Genomic DNA, 17,210 nt, shown 5'->3' on the forward strand with positions numbered 1-17,210 from the left:
TGCCCCCTACCGTCGCCTTCAGTTGACCGCCATGGTGAATACGGCCGTGGCACGGATCAGACCGGCGGTCGGCGTCTGCGTCCCGGTGCGCAGCACGGTGGCATCAAGGTTGTACGTGAACAGCTTCGTGTTGCCGGGCTTGGTAATAACGCTGGCGTTGTCGTTGGGCCTGAGCACGGCATCGCTGTCGCGATCCTTGACCCTGATGCCAAGGTGCTGCGCGCCAGTATTCCGGAGCAGCGAGTGATTTTCGGTGTCCGGCGTGCCGGTGAGCTTGGCCGTGATCGATCTGGGCGACGCAGGGCCGATGCAGGTCACTTCAAAGCTGATAGGGCGCGTAGGCCCCGCGGTCTGTGTGACACTGTTGGCGCCAAATGTACCGAAGTCGATGTTCCGGGTCGGCGTGCTTGGGCTGCAACTGGGCAGCACGTTGATCCGCGTGCTGCCGTTGGAGATCCGGATGACCGGTCCGCCCGAGCCATCGCCCATGACTGTGGCGATGTTCGCGGCGCTGAACGTCGTCGAGGCGTCCATCTCTCCGGTCTTCACAAAATCGATCACGATCCGCAGCCCTGAGCGGAAGCCGGGAAAGTACGGTTGATTGGGTTTCGCCGGCCCGAAGTTTACGATGAAGGGAAATGTGCTGACCGTCCCGGAACTCCGGACATAGCTGAGGCGGATGCCGATACCCTTGAGACCGGATTCCACCACCCCCGGGAAGGCGGTGTCCTGCTTCGGACTCACGAACGCGTAGCGAACCTGCCCGCCGGTGCGCCAGTCACAGTTCAATAGGGCCGTGCTGCTTCCCAAGCTCGCAGACGCCCCACTGCCAAACGTCTCGCCAACCGGAAGGTCGGGCCGGACATCAATCGTCGACGGGAAGGTCACATGGAAGCTGATTTCCTTCTGAATGACGTCGAGATTCGGGAGCCCCTTCGCGGTCCATTCGTCGATGTCCGCCTGCGTCACCTGACTGCATGCCGCCATCGCGCCGCCCGCCGGTAGCAGGAGTCCAAGCCCCAGCAGCACGGCGAAGCCCTTGGTATAGCCTTTCATCACGGTACCTATCGAGATTGCGGGCGACGCCGCCGGGTCGCGGGCGTGTCGTCCGATGCGTTAATGGGAGTGCCAGTTGGGCCCATTCAGTTGTCCACGGCATCCCACTTCGACAGCAGTTCAAGAGGAATGCTTTGTGCGAGTTCCGAGAACCGCTTGCCGACCATGCGCTCTGCCTCGCGCAGCATCACGGTTACCGGGCTGCTCGGCTCGTTGTCTTCAAACCACTCCCGCACTTGCCGCATCGTGGCAAGGGCGGTCCAGCGGTCCATCGTCGGAGCGATGGGAGCGGCTGGGGCGGTGTGTGACGCAGCCATCGTCGTCGCATGCGCGATGGGCTTGGGAATTTCCGGCGCGGTGGAGGGTGCGCTTGAGGGCGCGATGGTGCCGGATCCCACTGCCCGCATCTCGGCGACAGGGGCCGTCGACTGTGCTGGTGGCGCAGCCTCCACCAGGCGATCCATCTCGCTGAATGGTTGCAACAGCCGCGAAAGCGGGTCGAGGTTGGGCGCGTCGGCCTTGAGCCCGCTTGCTGCCCATGCGGCGATCTGTGCCAACCGGACATGGGCGTCACCAAGTGCGAGCACGACCGCTTCGCCACGCGCGGCCAGTTCCTTGAGCATGCGCGTTACGCTTTCGGGCGACAGCGCATCCTTCTGGCGCGGCATCGCCATTGCTTTCTCGATGTCGCGCAATTGCAACTGCACACCGGCCGCCTTGGGTAGCGGGATCTCGCGAACATCCGTCAGCGCGCCTTCCGCGTCTGCCAGCGCGGCAAGCGCATTGGCAAACGTGATGGGGTCCCATTGTCCGTCGAAGTACGGTAACGGATGCAGACCGTTGCCATATCGTTCCAGTAGTGCCTGGAGAAAGACCATCCCATCGCGCAGACCCGCCGCGCCGCGCAGCCGCACGGCGGCACGCAACAGGATGATCGCCACCCGGAGGTCCTTGGTGCGCGCCAGCATCGCCTCGCACTCGCGCTCGGCCTCGGCCCAGTTGACCGACGCCGGCGTCTCGACGAAGTCGCCGTATTGCACGGGCGCCGACGGCGCCACGGCGGCCTGGAGCATGATGAAGGCTGGATCGTATTCCAGGTCATCGCCACAGGCGAAGGCATCCGAAACCGGTTCGAGCAATTCGTCGTAGCGCGACGTCGCGGCGGGTGCCAAGGTCTGCATTGTCATGTGGAAGTTCTCGGTCATGCCGCGTAAACCTCCGGCTCGAAGACCATGCCGGACACGGGTTGCGCCGGGTCGCACTCGCCCAGCCAGGTCGAGTGTCCAAGCCGCTGAGACCCGTCCACGCGCGGTGCCGGCACTTCCTCCGGTTTGATCAGCAACTGAATTTCCCAGTCGTACTCGTAACCGATGAATGCGCGGACCCACTCGACCAGTGCGCGCAAATCCTCGCCACGCGGCGTCAGCCGCTGGTAGTGGGGGAAGTCCAGTGGGCCGATCACAAGGCGAAACTTGTGCTGTCGGTCCGCAATCTGCTCGCCGAGCATCGCCGCCTCGCCCATGAAGGACGAGGCACCCGGCAGGCCCAGCCGGCAATGGCCGGTCTCGTCGACGCGAATCCAGTGCGGCACGTACTCATCGACGGTAATCGGTACATCGAAGTACTGCGAGAGCGTGGCCGCGAGGCCCTCCGGGTTCCGGGCCTCGCGCACAAGGTGCGCCGAAGCGCCGTAGCGCGCGTGGGTAGGCAGGCAACTCTGGCGCGCCTCCGCCTGGTCCGTGCCCATCAGGCTGGCAACGTAGAACGAGAACCGCTCTTCGTCGGGCCGATCGAGCGCGGCGGTGGACTGACCAGCGGCCCACGCGCGATAGAACAGCGACAGCGCGCGATGGTGGAACAGGTCGGCGAAGTGCTCGAGCGTCCGGTCCTGGAGCGCGACGGACCGGTGATAGGCCAGCTCCGTGGCATGCAGCGGCAGCGGCCCCTGCGGGCCCCAGATGCCCAGCCCGAACAGCCGGATATCAAGCCGTCCGTGCCGCGTGTCGAGCGACGCGACTTCCCGTGGTGGAAAGGCAAGCACCGGGCGCTGGCCGATGCGGTACGTCTCCTGCGACGGCAGGTCGGCAGACCCGGGCGCGGGGCGGCTGCGGTCGCGCGCGGCAATCGCGCGCATCAGGCTCATGAAGCCTGACTTCCAAGGGCGGCCCTGATCGAACCATGCGCGCAGCGCATCCGGCTGCAATGCCGCATTCGGCGGCGTTTCCACGGCCTTATACCGCACCGCGCCCTCCCATCCGGGGCGCCCAGCGCGTGATCAGGCCCCGCTGCATCGAATGCAGTTCGGTTTCGGAAAAGACGTTGATCGCCACGTGGCGTGCGAGATAGTGCTCCAGGATCAGGCCGAACAGGTACGGGCTGGCACCGGAGAAGCCGTTCTCGTCCACCGTCAGTTCGCAGCGCACGCCGCGCCCGTACACCAGCAGGCCATTTCCCGGCAGGCGGCTCACCACGGGCTGCGTCTTCGCGCCGACCAGACTCTCGACTTGCGCGATCTGCTCGCGCTCGCTGCTGGTCACGAACAGGCGCAGCATGTTGCGCAGCGCCTGCGCGCCTTCGCCATGGTCGAGCTCCGACAAGGGCATGTAGTTGAAGCTCAGCTGGCGAATCAGCCGCCACGCGGCTTCGTCGCTCGCGTAGGGCGCGCGCGGGGCGCTCGGCGCATGGACCAGACTGACGGCCTCCAGCGGTACCGCATCAGGCATGGTCAGATGGCCACCCACGCCGCGTGGCATCAGGCGCGGCAGGTCGCGGTTGGTGACCCATGCCTCCACGGACAGGTAGCGGATATCGTCGGAGTAAGGCGCCTCGGCCTGATCCACCAGCGACAGGAATACCTCCGTGCCGATGTAGGCCGTGCGCGTGCCGTACTTGCGGGCATCGCCGGACAGCATGCGCTGCTCCCGCCGCACCGAGAAGTACCGGCCATAATTGCCAAGGTCACTATGGAGGGTCTGGTACAACGGATTGAACTGGATCTCCGTCGAGGTCTCTGCCATCTGTCCAAAGACGCGCGAGACCGAATAGACCTCGTAGTCACGCGGACGTGCGCGATCGACCACGAGGTGGAAGTCCGTCAGGCTGCGGTCCACCTCCACACGGTCCGTACGCCGGGGAAACAGGTTGACGATCGGTGTACAGAACAGCAGGAAGCGGCTGCCATCGACATGCACGCCCAGTTCGTCCGGCATGCGGTCCAGCAGCAGCACGATCTCGGCCTCCTTGCCGTCCACGCGGGACAGCCCCTTCGCCAGATCCTTCAGCACGAAGAAGTAGAAGCGTTGCCGGCACGAGAAATACTCCTGGAGCAGGTTGTGCCCGCTGAACTTGTTCCAGCGCAGCGGCAGCAGGCTCTGGTCCGGCTCGAAGCCTTCGAACGCTACCGGCGCCCTGGACACGACGTGGCACCGCTGGTGATCGGTAACCCCGTCCGGCCGCACCACGGACGCCACGGCGCCCGCATGGATCAACTCGAACAGATGCGAGGCGATGCGCTCGTCACCGTCGATATAAAGTGGCAGCTGGTCCAGCCCCTTGATCTCGTTGAAGCGGATATCGCCGACCGTACGCAAGCGCAGCCGCAGCGCGCCGCGCAACTGGCGGTGGCGGAGCAGATGGCCGGTCTCCGGAAGGTCCGGCGGCACGGCGGTCAGCCGCGCATCGGCGATCTCGATTGGCCAGAGCGTAACGTCCTGCCCGGTGCGGAACTCGCACGCGGTCTGTTCGCCGGGCGGCACGGCGGAACGCATGACGCTATGGCGCGCCACCTTGAAGCCCTGGCTGAACTCTCCCTCGCGCAGGCTCGGATGGAGCCGCGCCACCGCCATCGATGGCGTGGGCGCCACGTAGTTCGGATAGACGACTTCGAGCAGCCGCTGGGTGAAGCGCGGGAACTCCGCATCCAGCTTCAGGTGCGTGCGTGCGGACATGAAGCAGAACGCCTCGATCATCCGCTCGACATAAGGATCGGCAACTTCGATGCCCTCCATGCCCAGCCGGCGCGCAATCTTCGGATGCTGTGCGGCGAACTCGCCTGCCGATTCGCGCAGGTAGGTCAGCTCGCGGTTGTAATACTCGAGAAACTTCGGATCCATGTCAGCCTGCCGATCCCGGGGTATGGCCCGACTGGAGCGAGACCTTGCTCAGCTCCAGATCGAAGACGCTCTGGATACGAAACTCGAGCGGATAGGGCGTCCACTGCATCAGCGCCTCGATCTCGAACATCATCTTGTTGTAGCGCCGTGCGGACGCGTCGCGCAGCGGACGCAGCCGCACCGTGTCCGGAATCAGCCGGGGCTCGAAGCGGGCGATCGCGGTACGCACCCGCTCCTCAAGCCGCTCCCAGGTCATTTCCGTGGCGAATCCGCCGGAGAGCGGTGGAATGCCGTAGTTGACGACCGAGTTAGCCACCTCGGGATAGGCCCCGGCGTCGAGTTCCTCGTTCAGGTTGGTGGTATTCAGCAACAGGCCAAGATCGCGCTGGATGATGCGACGCATGCCGCGCTCGTCCGGCGCGTAGGCCTCGGGCGGCTCGCTGCGCTGTTGCGGGGCATCGTCCTGCAGGCGATCCAGCAGGGAGGGGAGGTACGCGTGGCGAAGCCCGCCGTCACGTGGTGGCATGGCGGTCTCCTGTGTCGTCGGCGGGGTCAGCCGCGATCTCCGGCATGGCGAGGCAGCTGTCCATGCTCGATGCATGGTGCTCCTGGCGTGCCAGCAGCGCGAACTGCCCAGCGCGGCGCGTCTGCAGATTGCGGGTTGCGAATAGTCTCAGGATCTCGTGCCGAGGCGGCGGTGCAAACAGTTGCTGCGCGCCGAAGCTGTCGAGACCGTCCAGCACGCGGTCGATGCGACGCGGGCCAAGCAGATCGTCGAACAGGCAGACGGCCGATGTCGCCTTGGTGTTCAGACGCAGCGGATCGGGGGGTAGCGGACCGGACGCGCACCCGGCTCCCAGGCGCTTGAGGCGCTTCGGCTCCTGGCCGACGGACATCAGCGCCTCACGATACTCGACAGCAAGCTGCCCCAGCACGTCGGAAGCATCAAGGTCGGCGAGTGGCTGGCTGGCGTCGGAAGCGCGTCGTACCAGCGATGTATCCGGCAGCGAAGGCACATCCAGCGCGCCGCCCATGGCCAGCGCGACGAGGTCGCTGTAATCGGAGGACGTGGACACCGCGCCCTCCTCGCGTGCTGCATCTGTTTCGTTCATGGCGCCGTTCGAGGCTGGAATGAGTTTTCCAGAGAGCGAAGACTAGCAAGCTGGCGCCGCGCAATCTATTGAACTAGTCCGATTTTTCCAATGCGCTCGCGTGCCTGTCGGCGCCGCGCCAGTGACGCATGATGGGTATAGCGGGAAGTGATCGCATTTCTCGGAGAATTCCGATGTGCGGGCGGGTCTTGGCCCTCTACAATCCGGCCGCTTCAGACCTACCATATCGGGCACACATCGCCATGCACCAGCTGAACTTCGCACCAGGTCCGCGCATCCGTGTCGTGTTTGCAGGCGACCGGCCTTTGGCCAGACTCGGCGTGGAGCACATTGCCAAGACGTCTCCGCAGCTGGAACTCGTAGGCATTCATGCGACTGCCGAGGAGTTCGAGCGATCGTCGAGTCCATTCGAATGCGACGTGGTCCTCGTCGATTACTCGATGCGCGGCCGGGACGCCATGGATGGCATGGCGTTGCTGCGATACCTGCGGCGCAAGTATCCGAGCATCGCCATCGTGGTGCTGCTGGCGCAGGAGAATCCGGTGATCGTTCGCGCCATCCTCGCGCGCGGCTTGACGGGCATCGTCAGCAAGTTCGACGAGGTGGGGCATATCGTCACGGCGATACGCGAGGCCTGGCGCGGTGTGGCATACCTCTCGCCGGCCATCAGCCGGCTGCTCGCCGCGCCGGGCGGCGGCCTGTCGGCGCGGGAGATGGAAGTCGTGCGGCTCTATGTGTCCGGGATGACGATCAGCGAAATCGCTGCCAGGACGCACAAGGCGAAGCAGACGGTGAGCACCCAGAAGAACCGCGCCATGCAGAAACTGGGGCTGCGGAACGACATGGAACTGATCCGCTGTGCCGCCTCGCTCGCGCTGCTTGACGACGTTGGCAACTAGACTGCGCCCGACGCACTCGCCACCAGCCCTACCTCGTTCGCGTATCGGAACAGGTCGCCGTCACGCTCGATGCCGAGCTTGCGCATCGCGCTGAGCTTTTGCGTGCTGATGGTTTGCTTGGTCCGCCGCAGGACGCCCGCGATTTCGGAGACGGTCATGCCCGAGACGAACAGACGCACCACCTCCAGCTCGCGCTGGCTGAGTGCCCGCAGGCGCGCATCGTCGCCGCTCCCCTCGGTGACCGGCCAGGCCTCCAGCAGCTATTCCACGCGCGGCGAGACAAAGCGATCCCCGCGGAACGCGGCATGGATCGCCGGCACCACGTAGCCCGGATCGTCGGACTTGCTGACGATGCAATGGATGCGCTGGCCGAACAGCGAGCGCAGCACCATCGGGTTGTCCATCATGGTCATGACCACGAGCTTGAGCGCCGGATAGCGGCGGGAGAGGAACGAGATCATCGTACGCCCGTCGCCGTACTCGCCACCGGGCATGGCGTAGTCCGTGACCAGCACGTCGCAGGGCGTGCGCTGTAGCAGATCGACGAGTTCTGTCGAATTGCGCGCGTCGCCCACACAGGCAATGGTGGGCACGGCGGCGACGACATGGCGGTTTGCGAGCGTGAGCACAGGATGGTCATCGGCAAAGATGACGCGGATACCGTAGCGACTCATAGCAGGCCTGATCGATTGCAATCCTCTGCTCGGCCGGCGGCACCCTTCCGGTGGCCTTCGGCGCCCTCGCGCCATTCCTGGACGATCCGTTGCCGGATCTTCGGGGAGGCCAGCAGGAATTCGTTCATTTGCGAGATGAAGACTTTGCGCTCTGCCTCACGCAGGAGTGCGAACGATACAAGCGTGCGCATCAGGTTAGCCCTGTCTCCCATTGCCGAATCCTCAGAGAAAATCCATCCTGCTTCATATTGATTGCGAAGTGCAAATGCGAATGGCATGCCTTGGCAGGCACGTATCGCGTCACATTACCAAGCAACGTGGCTTAACGATATAGGACGAGTCCGAGAATCCTGGGAAAGCCGGCTTTAGCCGATTGCCGCAGCCGCGCGCGGGTCATGCCGTGCCAAGCGGGCCAGCAGGTGGTCGACCTCCGACCTGGCGGTAGGCGTCATCGCCGCCGCCGGCTTGCGCTGGGCGGCAGACGTCAGCAAGCCGCGCCGCATCATCACGTACTTGCGCACCGCCAGCCCCGCGCCGGGCTGCTGCTCGTAGCGCAGCAGCGGCAGGTGGGCATCGAACAGGTCGTGCGCTGCCTCACGCTGGCCGGCGGCGGAGAGGCGCACCACGTCGCAGAGCATGTCCGGGAAGCAGTAGCCCGTGTTGGCGCCGTCGGCGCCGCGCTCCATCTCATAGTCGAGGAACAGGCCGTTGTTGCCGCACAGGATGGAGATATGGCGCATCGAACCGTCGCGCTCGAAGCCGCGCAGCGTCGAGATCTTCTCCAGCCCGGGCCAGTCCTCGTGCTTGAGCATCACGCACGAGGGCAGTTCCTGCACGATGCGGCGGATCACGCCGGGCGTCATCTGCACCGAGAAGGTCAGCGGATAGTCCTGAATCACGAACGGCACGTCCGCGCCGATGGCCTCGACGGCCTGGCGGTAATAGCCGACGATCTGGTCATCGGTGCGCAGCGTGTTGGGCGGGGCGATCATCACGCCGGCCGCGCCGCGCTCCATCACCTCCCGCGTCAGGGCACGCATGGCGGCAAACCCGGGCGCCGACACCCCCACCACCACCGGCAGCCGACCCGCCCGGCGGATCATCTGGGCCGCCACCTCCACGGATTCGGCATGCTCCAGCTTGGGCGCCTCGCCAAGCTGGCCCAGCACGGTGATGCCGGTGGCGCCACAGGCCAGGTAGAAGTCGGTCAGGCGGTCGATCGAGGCGATGTCGATCGTGCCATCGTCGAAGAACGGCGTGGGGGCGATGGGAAAGACGCCGCGTGCGTCAGCGGTCAGCGCAGTGAGAGCGGGGGAAGCGGGGGAAGGCATGGTGGCTCCTGGGGGGTAGTCAGGGAAAGCGATCGTCAGGGTAGCCCCAAGCGGCGCCCCCTTCAAGGTCATGGGATTTGTTAGCATCACGGCATGGATGTCAGATTCCTCCAAAGCTTCGTGACAGTGGTGGATGTCGGCTCGCTCGCGGAAGCGGCGCGCCGGCTCGACCTGACGCCGGCCGCCATCGCGGCCCGGCTGCACGCGCTCGAGGAGGAGATTGGCGTGCCGCTGGTGCGGCGCGCCGGCCGCTCGGTGGTACCGACCGAGGCCGGCATCCGCATTCTCGAACGTGCCCGGCAGGTGATTCGCGATGTGCGCGACATGAGCACCGTGGCCAGCGGCGACGCCTCGCTCGGCGAATTCCGGCTCGGCTCCTTCGTGACGGCGATGGGCAGCATCGTGCCGCCGCTGCTGGGCCAGCTCTACCGGCGGCATCCGGACGTCAACCTGTTCGTCAAGCCTGGCCGTTCCATCGAACTGTGCGAAAGCCTCGTGCGTGGCGAACTCGATGCCGCCATCGTGGTGGAGCCGCAGTTCGCGGTGGCCAAGGGCTACCAGTGGGCCGAATTCATCGCCGAGCCGCTGGTGGTGGTGGCACCCGCCGCGCTGGCCGGGCAGGACCCGCACGCGCTGCTGGCCACCCAGCCGTTCATCCGCTACGACCGCTCCGTACTGGGCGGGCAGCTGGCGGACCGCTACCTGCGCGACCACGATATCCGGCCGCACCAGCGGCTTGAGGTCGATGGCCTGATGGTCATCGCCGCGCTGGTGAGCGAGGGCCTCGGCGTGGCGCTGGTGCCGGACTGGGCGCCGATGTGGGACGGCCCGCTCAAGATCGCCCGCCTGCCGCTGCCGGACCGCGCGCCGGTACGCCGCGTGGGCCTGATCTGGGCCACGCACGGGCCGCGCGCCTCGCTGGCCGAAGCCCTGCTCGACGAAGCCCGCGCGCTGTTCCGGACCACCCGGACCTGACACGCCCCTGACATCGCCCCTGCCACCGCCCTACTCCGGCGTCTTGCCACGGGTCTCCGCCGCGCGCAGGAAGTCGAAATCCACCCCCCGGTCGGCCTGCGTCACCGTCTGCAGGAACAGCTTCAGGTAGCCGCGCGGCGCGCTCGGTTCGATCCAGTCCGATGCCGCGCGCCGCTGCGCCAGTTCCTCGTCCGATACCAGCAGGCTCAGCTCGCGCCGGCTCACACTGAGGCGGATGCGGTCGCCGGTGCGCACCAGCGCCAGCGGGCCGCCCACGGCCGCCTCGGGTGTTACATGGAGCACCACCGTGCCGAACGCCGTGCCGCTCATGCGGCCGTCCGAAATCCGCACCATGTCCTTCACGCCAGCGCGGGCCAGCTTGCGCGGAATCGGGATATAGCCAGCCTCGGGCATGCCCGGCGCCCCCTTCGGGCCGATATTGCGCAGCACGAGGATGTCGTCGGGCGTCACGTCGAGGTCATCCGAATCGATCCGCTCGACCAGGTCCTGCGAGTCCTGGAACACCACCACGCGGCCTTCGTGCTCCATCAGCCGGGCATCGGCGGCCGACTGCTTGATGATGGCCCCGCCCGGCGCCAGGTTGCCGGCCAGCACGGCGATGCCGCCCTGCGGATAGATCGGCGCGGCCATCGTGCGCACCACGTCCTGCGCGAAGCCCGGGCCAGCGGCCTCGATCTCCTCGCCCAGCGTGCGGCCGGTCACCGTCAGCGCGTCCAGCCGCAGCAGCGGCTTCAGTTCGCGCAGCAGCGTGGCCATGCCGCCGGCCTTGTGGAAGTCCTCCATATAGTGCTGGCCGCTCGGCTTCAGGTCGAGCAGCACCGGGGTCTCGCGGCCCATGTGGTCCAGCGCCTGCATGTCGATGTCCAGCCCCACGCGCCCGGCGATGGCCGCCAGGTGGACGATGCCGTTGGTGGACCCGCCAATGGCCAGCAGCACCCGCATCGCGTTCTCGAACGCGGCCGGGGTCAGGATGCGGTCGATGGTCAGCCGCTCGCGTGCCATCTGCACCGCGCGCGCGCCGGTCAGCTCGGCAATGCGGATGCGGTCCGCCGTGACGGCGGGCGGCGTGGCCGCGCCGGGCAGGCTCATGCCCATCGCCTCGGTCAGGCAGGCCATGGTGCTGGCCGTGCCCATCACCGAGCAGGTGCCCACGCTGGCCACCAGCTGGTTGTTGACGTCGGCGGTCTCGTCGGCATCGATCTCGCCCGCGCGGAACTTGCCCCAGTAGCGGCGGCAGTCCGTACAGGCGCCCACGCGCTCACTGCGGTGCGAGCCGGTCAGCATCGCCCCGGTCACGAGCTGGATCGCCGGCACGCCGGCCGAGGCGGCGCCCATCAGCTGCGCCGGCACGGTCTTGTCGCAGCCGCCGATCAGCACCACCGCGTCCATCGGCTGGGCGCGGATCATCTCCTCGGTGTCCATCGACATGAGGTTGCGCAGGTACATGCTGGTCGGCGCGGCAAAGCTCTCGTGCACGGAGATGGTCGGGAAGGCCATCGGCAGCCCGCCGGCGAGCATGATGCCGCGCTTCACCGCCTCCAGCAGCTGCGGCATGTTGCCGTGGCACGGGTTGTACGCGCTCCCGGTGTCAGCGATGCCGATGACCGGGCGATCGAGCGCGCTGTCCGTGTAGCCCGAGCCCTTGATGAACGCCTTGCGCAGGAACAGCGAGAAGCCCTGGTCGCCATAGTTGGTCAGGCCCTTGCGCAGGCCGGTGGCGCCGGGCTGGCCTTGGGTCGATTCCGTCGATCCGGTCGATGGGGTCGATGCGGGGGAGGAGGAGTCCTTGGGTTTCTGAGTCATGGATGCGGCGTGTACGAACAACAATCAAGAAAAATTCAGAAATCGGCGATGGCGGTCAGCCATCCGATTTGATCTGGGCGTCGGTAATCACCTTTTCCCAGCGCGATACCTCGGTGCGCAGGCGCTCGGCGGCCTTGTCCGGCGAAGTCGGCGCCAGCGCGTAGACGCCCTGCTTCAGGAACTGCTCCTTGACGTCCGGCGCCTCGAGCATCCTGGCCAGCGCGGCGTTCAGCCGTTCGACCACGGCCGGCGGGGTGCCGGTGGGCGCCAGCACGCCGAACGTGGAGCTGACGTCGAGCGCGGGCATGCCGGCCTCGGTGGCGGATGGCACGTCCGGCAGCATCGAGATCCGGGCCGGCGCGGCCACGGCCAGCGCGCGCAATTGTCCGGACTTGATGAACGGCAGCGAGGCCGGCGCGGTTTCCACCATCATGTTCACCTGCCCCGCCACGAGGTCGGTCATCGCCGGGCCGCTGCCTTTGTAGGGCACGTGCACCATGTCGAGCCCGGCCTCCTTGCGGAAGATCTCGGCGGCCATGCGCTGCGGCGCCCCGGCGCCAGACGACGCGTAGTTCAGCTTGCCCGGATGCGCCTTGCCGTACTGGATCAGCTCCTGCAGCGTGTGCACCGGCAGCTTGGGGTTGACCACCACCACCAGCGGCACCGAGCCCACCACCATCACCGGCGCGAAGTCCTTCACCAGATCGTAGCGCAGCCGGCCGCGCTCCAGCGTGGCCATGGTCGAGTGCGAGGTCAGCGCGCCCATCAGCAGCGTGTAGCCATCGGGCGCCGCCTTGGCGACGGCCTCGGCGCCGATATTGCCGCCCGCGCCGCCCCGGTTGTCCACCACCACCTGCTGGCCCAGCGCCTCGGAGAGCTTGCTGGCGATGATGCGGCCGATCACATCGGTGGCCCCGCCCGGCGGGTAGGGCACCACCAGGCGGATCGGCTTGTCCGGCCACGCGGCCAGCGCGCTACGCATCGAGACGGCCAGCGGCGCGGCAAGGCCGGCCAGCAGCAGGCGGCGCCGGACGGCGCGGTAGGTGGGGGTCATGTTGTCTCCGGTGTCTTCTTATATAGATAGGGGACAGCGCGGAGGGGCGAGCCTCGGCAAACCGGCGGGGGACGCGCTGCTGCCGACAGTCTGGCGGCTGTCGAAAGCAGAAAAAAGCGCTTTTCAGACCGATGAACGCAAAAATTCTTATGGTTTCACCGGTCTGCCCCAGGCGCTGCTATCAGGTCGACTGTTTGACGAAGGCCAGCAGGTCGGCGTTGATCACATCGGCATTGACCACGCACATGCCGTGCGAGAAGCCGGGATACGTCTTCAGCACCGCCCCCTTGACGATCTTGGCCGACAGCCGCCCGGCGGCGTCGATCGGCACGATCTGGTCGTCCTCGCCATGCAGGATCAGCGTGGGCACGTCGAACTTCTTCAGGTCCTCGGTGTAGTCCACCTCCGAAAACTGCTTGATGCACTCGTACTGGCCCTTGATGCCGCCCGCCATGCCCTGCGCCCAGAAACTGTCGATGGTGCCCTGCGACGGCTTGGCGCCCTCGCGGTTATACCCGTGGAACGGCACCGCCAGGTCCTTGTAGAACTGCGAGCGGTTCTCGGCCACGCCCTTGCGGATGCCGTCGAACACGTCGATGGGCAGCCCGCCCGGGTTGGCGGCGGTCTTCAGCATGATCGGCGGCACCGCCCCGATCAGCACCGCCTGCGCCACGCGCCGTGTGCCGTGACGGCCGATGTAGTGCGCCACCTCGCCCCCGCCCGTGGAATGGCCGACCAGCGTGGCCTTTTCGACGTCGGCCTTCTCCAGCACGGCGGCCAGGTCATCGGCATAGGTATCCATGTCGTTGCCCCCGGACGGCTGCCCGGAGCGGCCATGGCCCCGGCGGTCATGGGCAATCACGCGGAAGCCCTGCTGCACGAAGAACAGCATCTGGGCGTCCCAGGCGTCGCTGCAGAGCGGCCAGCCGTGCGAGAACACGATGGGGCGGCCGTGCCCCCAGTCCTTGTAATAGATCTCCGTGCCGTCCTGCGCGATTGCGAAAGCCATGATGCGTGCTCCTGGATGGGGTTGGGGGGTGGGACAGCGGTGATGGGATGCCGCCGGGCGGGAACGTTTCATCAAAGGCGATGGCGGCGGCAAAGGCAAGCCGTGGGACGCGCGCTTCACAACATTTCACGCCACATGAACGATAGTCGTTTGCTAAGCTTCTCCGGACCATTCCCCCCGACACCGGAGACAACCATGGGCCAGCGCATCACCCTTTCCGTACCGGACGGCAGCTTCGCCGCCTACCTCGCCACCCCGGACGCCGCCAACGCGCGCGGCACGGCCATCGTGGTCATCCAGGAAATCTTCGGTATCAACGCCGACATGCGCGAGACCTGCGACAACTTCGCGCGCGAAGGCTTCGTGGCGATCTGCCCGGACCTGTACTGGCGCCAGGAACCCAATGTGGAACTGACCGACAAGACCGAGGCGGAGTGGAAGCGCGCCCTGGCGCTCTACAACGGCTTCAACGTGGACAAGGGCGTGGCGGACATCGACGCCACCATCCAGGCCGTGCGCCAGCAGCCGGGCGTGACCGGCGGCGTGGGCACGGTGGGCTACTGCCTGGGCGGGCTGCTGGCCTACCTGACCGCCACGCGCACCGGGGCCGATGCGGCGGTGTCGTACTACGGCGTCGGCATGGACAAGCATCTGGACGAGGCCTCCCGCATCGCCAAGCCGCTGCTGATGCATATCGCCGAGGAAGACGAATTCGTGCCGGCCGAAGCCCGCGCCAAAATCATCGAGGCGCTGGAAGACAGCCCCCACGTGGAGATCCACACCTACCCGGGCTGCCAGCACGCCTTTGCCCGCAATGACGGCGTGCATTACGTGGCGGATGCGGCACAAGAGGCCAACGCCCGGACGCTGAAGTTCTTCCAGGCGATGAAGTAACAGGGACACGCTTCTCCCCCCTGGCGCAAGCCGGAGCGGGGAGAAACATGGACGTTTCGAACTAGTCAGATTTGCGGCGACGCAACATCGTTTCTGTTGATCCATGCCAAAATGCCGGCTGGTCCAACGCGGAAACGGAGCTTCGGGGATGTATCGCGGCGAACGGTTCAACGGCTACAGCCACCTCGCGGGGGCGGTCCTGGCGGCCGCCGGCATGGCAGTGCTCGTCACTTCCTCGGCCTTGCATCACGATGCCTGGAAGGTGGTCAGCTCAGTGGTCTACGGCACCACGCTGGTCCTGCTCTACACCATCTCCACGGTCTACCACAGCATCCGCGGCCCGGCGAAGGACATCTTCCGCCGGCTCGACTACTGCGCCATCTACCTGCTCATCGCCGGCAGCTACACACCCTTCGCGCTGGTCACGCTGCGCGGCCCCTGGGGCTGGACGCTGTTCGGCGTCAACTGGGGCCTGGCGGTCATCGGCATCATCCAGGAACTGTGGATCGGCCACCGCACGCGCATCCTGTCCCTGTCGATCTACGTGATCATGGGCTGGCTGGTGCTGTTCGCGTTCGATCCGCTCACCGCCGCCCTGCCGCGTGCCGGCCTGTACTGGCTGGTGGCCGGCGGCGCCACCTATACCGCCGGCATCGGCTTCTTCCTGTTCGACGAACGCGTGCGCCACTTCCACGGCATCTGGCACCTTTTCGTCCTGGCGGGCAGCTTCTGCCAGTTCGTCAGCATCCTCTACTACGTGGGCTGAACCTTCCGGCGCCGGCCCTTTTCCACCAGCCCGCCGATCACCGGCCACACCAGCACCGCCACGGCCAGCGCCATGATCGTGCCGACCAGGCCGTTGGACCAGAACACGTCCAGCTGGCCCTGGGACATCAGCATGGTCTGCCGGAACGCATCCTCGGCGCGGTCACCCAGCACCAGCGCCAGCACCAGCGGCGCCAGCGGGTAGTCCAGCTTCTTCAGCACGTAGCCAATCACGCCGAAGATCAACATCAGCCAGACGTCGAACATGGCGTTATGCACCGTGAATGCGCCGATGGCGCACACCACGAGGATCAGCGGCGCGATGATCGCGAACGGAATGCGCAGGATGGCCGCGAACAGCGGCACCGTGGAGAGCACCACGATCAGCCCGGCGATATTGCCCAGGTACATGCTGGCGATCAGCCCCCAGACGAAGGTCTTCTGCTCGGTGAACAGCAGCGGCCCCGGCTGCAGGCCCCAGATCATCAGCCCGCCCAGCAGCACGGCCGCCGTGGCGGAACCGGGAATGCCCAGCGCCAGCATTGGCAGCAGCGCGCTGGTGCCGGCCGCGTGCGCGGCGCACTCCGGCGCGATCACCCCTTCCACGTTGCCGCGCCCGAAGCTCTCGCGGTTGCGCGAGAAGCGCTTGGCCACGCCGTAGCCCATAAACGACGCCGCCGTGGCGCCGCCCGGCGTCACGCCCAGCCAGCAGCCAATCACCGACGAGCGGATCAGCGTCATCCAGTAGCGCGGCAGCTCTGCCCAGGTCTTGAGCACCACCTTGAGGTCGATGCTGGCGCGCTTGCCGCGGAAGGCCACGCCCTCCTCCATCGTGATCAGGATCTCGCTGATGCCGAACAGGCCGATCACGGCGACCAGGAAATCAAACCCGCGCAGCAGCTCGGTGGAGCCGAAGGTCATGCGCAGCGTGCCCGAGACGGTATCCATGCCCACCGCCGCCAGCGCAAAGCCCATGCACATCGCAATCACGATCTTGGCCTTGGCTTCCTTGCCCATGCCGACGAAGCTGCAGAACGTGAGGAAGTACACCGCGAAGAATTCCGGCGGCCCGAAGCGCAGCGCGAACTTGGCCACCAGCGGCGCCAGAAATGTGATCAACAACACACCCGCGAGGGCGCCGAGGAACGAGCCCGTGAAGGCCGAGGTCAGCGCCCGCCCGGCCTCGCCCTGCTGGGCCATCGGGTAGCCGTCGAAGGTGGTCGCCACGGACCAGGCCTCGCCGGGGATGTTGAACAGGATCGAGGTGATCGCCCCGCCGAACAGCGCGCCCCAGTAGATGCAGGACAGCATGATGATGGCCGAGGTTGGCTCCATCGAAAACGTCAGCGGCAGCAGGATCGCCACGCCGTTGGGGCCGCCCAGCCCGGGCAGCACGCCCACCACGATGCCGAGCAGGATGCCGACCAGCATCAGCCCGACGTTGTGCCACGACATGGCGACCGCAAAGCCGCCCATCAGTGAGTTCAGTTCTTCCACGCCCGTCC

The 17,210-nt window shown here is 66.6% G+C and carries 18 protein-coding genes; 4 read left to right on the top strand and 14 right to left on the bottom strand.

From position 1 onward, the window contains the following. Positions 1-18: 18 nt before the first annotated feature. The 6 genes from AB4120_RS15585 to AB4120_RS15610 form a co-directional block, all read right to left on the bottom strand. Positions 19-1,056, bottom strand: a complete 1,038-nt coding sequence (locus tag AB4120_RS15585) for a fimbrial protein (RefSeq protein ID WP_149138434.1) — start codon at positions 1,054-1,056, stop codon at positions 19-21. 86 nt (positions 1,057-1,142) lie between these two features. Further along, positions 1,143-2,237 carry an ImpA family type VI secretion system protein gene (locus tag AB4120_RS15590; protein WP_392388559.1) on the bottom strand — a complete coding sequence of 365 codons (1,095 nt, stop codon included), beginning with the start codon at positions 2,235-2,237 and terminating at the stop codon, positions 1,143-1,145. A gap of 20 nt (positions 2,238-2,257) precedes the next feature. Next, entirely contained in the window at positions 2,258-3,283 is a 1,026-nt protein-coding gene (gene tssG, locus AB4120_RS15595; RefSeq protein ID WP_441642552.1) for a type VI secretion system baseplate subunit TssG, read from the bottom strand. Between the two features lie 4 nt (positions 3,284-3,287). Further along, positions 3,288-5,168, bottom strand: coding sequence for a type VI secretion system baseplate subunit TssF (gene tssF, locus AB4120_RS15600; protein WP_441642553.1), 1,881 nt, complete (start codon positions 5,166-5,168; stop codon positions 3,288-3,290). A gap of 1 nt (position 5,169) precedes the next feature. Then, complete coding sequence (tssE, locus tag AB4120_RS15605) at positions 5,170-5,694, bottom strand: type VI secretion system baseplate subunit TssE (protein WP_441642554.1); 525 nt, start codon at positions 5,692-5,694, stop codon at positions 5,170-5,172. Then, positions 5,681-6,280: a TagK domain-containing protein gene (locus AB4120_RS15610; RefSeq protein WP_149138436.1), complete on the bottom strand. Its 600-nt coding sequence runs from the start codon at positions 6,278-6,280 to the stop codon at positions 5,681-5,683. Before AB4120_RS15610 ends, tssE begins: the two co-directional genes overlap by 14 nt. Positions 6,281-6,522: 242 nt before the next feature. On the opposite strand from AB4120_RS15610, the gene AB4120_RS15615 reads away from it, so the two are divergent. Next, positions 6,523-7,179, top strand: coding sequence for a response regulator transcription factor (locus tag AB4120_RS15615; protein ID WP_149138437.1), 657 nt, complete (start codon positions 6,523-6,525; stop codon positions 7,177-7,179). On the opposite strand, the gene AB4120_RS15620 is transcribed toward AB4120_RS15615, so the two are convergent. The 4 genes from AB4120_RS15620 to AB4120_RS15635 form a co-directional block, all read right to left on the bottom strand. Continuing rightward, positions 7,176-7,439, bottom strand: coding sequence for a LuxR C-terminal-related transcriptional regulator (locus tag AB4120_RS15620; RefSeq protein ID WP_316248536.1), 264 nt, complete (start codon positions 7,437-7,439; stop codon positions 7,176-7,178). The two genes, AB4120_RS15615 and AB4120_RS15620, sit on opposite strands and share 4 nt — an antisense overlap. Continuing rightward, positions 7,440-7,853, bottom strand: coding sequence for a response regulator (locus tag AB4120_RS15625; RefSeq protein ID WP_316248508.1), 414 nt, complete (start codon positions 7,851-7,853; stop codon positions 7,440-7,442). It abuts the gene before it with no gap. Beyond that, on the bottom strand, positions 7,850-8,131 hold the full coding sequence (locus AB4120_RS15630) for a hypothetical protein (RefSeq protein ID WP_149138438.1): 282 nt from the start codon (positions 8,129-8,131) through the stop codon (positions 7,850-7,852). Before AB4120_RS15630 ends, AB4120_RS15625 begins: the two co-directional genes overlap by 4 nt. A gap of 87 nt (positions 8,132-8,218) precedes the next feature. After that, entirely contained in the window at positions 8,219-9,184 is a 966-nt protein-coding gene (locus tag AB4120_RS15635; RefSeq protein WP_149138439.1) for a dihydrodipicolinate synthase family protein, read from the bottom strand. Positions 9,185-9,277: 93 nt separating this feature from the next. Here AB4120_RS15635 and AB4120_RS15640 point away from each other — a divergent pair, with 93 nt between their 5' ends. Continuing rightward, complete coding sequence (locus tag AB4120_RS15640; protein WP_149138440.1) at positions 9,278-10,159, top strand: LysR family transcriptional regulator; 882 nt, start codon at positions 9,278-9,280, stop codon at positions 10,157-10,159. Between the two features lie 30 nt (positions 10,160-10,189). Here AB4120_RS15640 and AB4120_RS15645 read toward each other — a convergent pair whose 3' ends face one another. From AB4120_RS15645 to AB4120_RS15655, 3 genes are all read right to left on the bottom strand, one after another. Next, the gene (locus tag AB4120_RS15645; RefSeq protein WP_262389704.1) at positions 10,190-11,983 is read right to left on the bottom strand and encodes an IlvD/Edd family dehydratase; all 1,794 of its coding nucleotides are present in this window, start codon (positions 11,981-11,983) and stop codon (positions 10,190-10,192) included. A gap of 55 nt (positions 11,984-12,038) precedes the next feature. After that, entirely contained in the window at positions 12,039-13,037 is a 999-nt protein-coding gene (locus AB4120_RS15650; RefSeq protein WP_149138441.1) for a Bug family tripartite tricarboxylate transporter substrate binding protein, read from the bottom strand. 181 nt (positions 13,038-13,218) lie between these two features. Beyond that, positions 13,219-14,046 carry an alpha/beta fold hydrolase gene (locus AB4120_RS15655; RefSeq protein WP_149138442.1) on the bottom strand — a complete coding sequence of 276 codons (828 nt, stop codon included), beginning with the start codon at positions 14,044-14,046 and terminating at the stop codon, positions 13,219-13,221. A gap of 195 nt (positions 14,047-14,241) precedes the next feature. Between AB4120_RS15655 and AB4120_RS15660 the strand changes: the two genes are divergently transcribed. Further along, positions 14,242-14,940 carry a dienelactone hydrolase family protein gene (locus AB4120_RS15660; protein WP_441642555.1) on the top strand — a complete coding sequence of 233 codons (699 nt, stop codon included), beginning with the start codon at positions 14,242-14,244 and terminating at the stop codon, positions 14,938-14,940. 148 nt (positions 14,941-15,088) lie between these two features. Continuing rightward, positions 15,089-15,706: a PAQR family membrane homeostasis protein TrhA gene (trhA, locus tag AB4120_RS15665; RefSeq protein ID WP_144197598.1), complete on the top strand. Its 618-nt coding sequence runs from the start codon at positions 15,089-15,091 to the stop codon at positions 15,704-15,706. On the opposite strand, the gene AB4120_RS15670 is transcribed toward trhA, so the two are convergent. Then, the gene (locus tag AB4120_RS15670; RefSeq protein WP_144197597.1) at positions 15,694-17,202 is read right to left on the bottom strand and encodes a tripartite tricarboxylate transporter permease; all 1,509 of its coding nucleotides are present in this window, start codon (positions 17,200-17,202) and stop codon (positions 15,694-15,696) included. The genes trhA and AB4120_RS15670 overlap by 13 nt on opposite strands. Positions 17,203-17,210: the final 8 nt, after the last annotated feature.

Origin of the sequence: Cupriavidus sp. 2KB_3 (assembly GCF_052115685.1) — a bacterium.
In the GTDB taxonomy this organism is placed as follows: domain Bacteria; phylum Pseudomonadota; class Gammaproteobacteria; order Burkholderiales; family Burkholderiaceae; genus Cupriavidus; species Cupriavidus campinensis.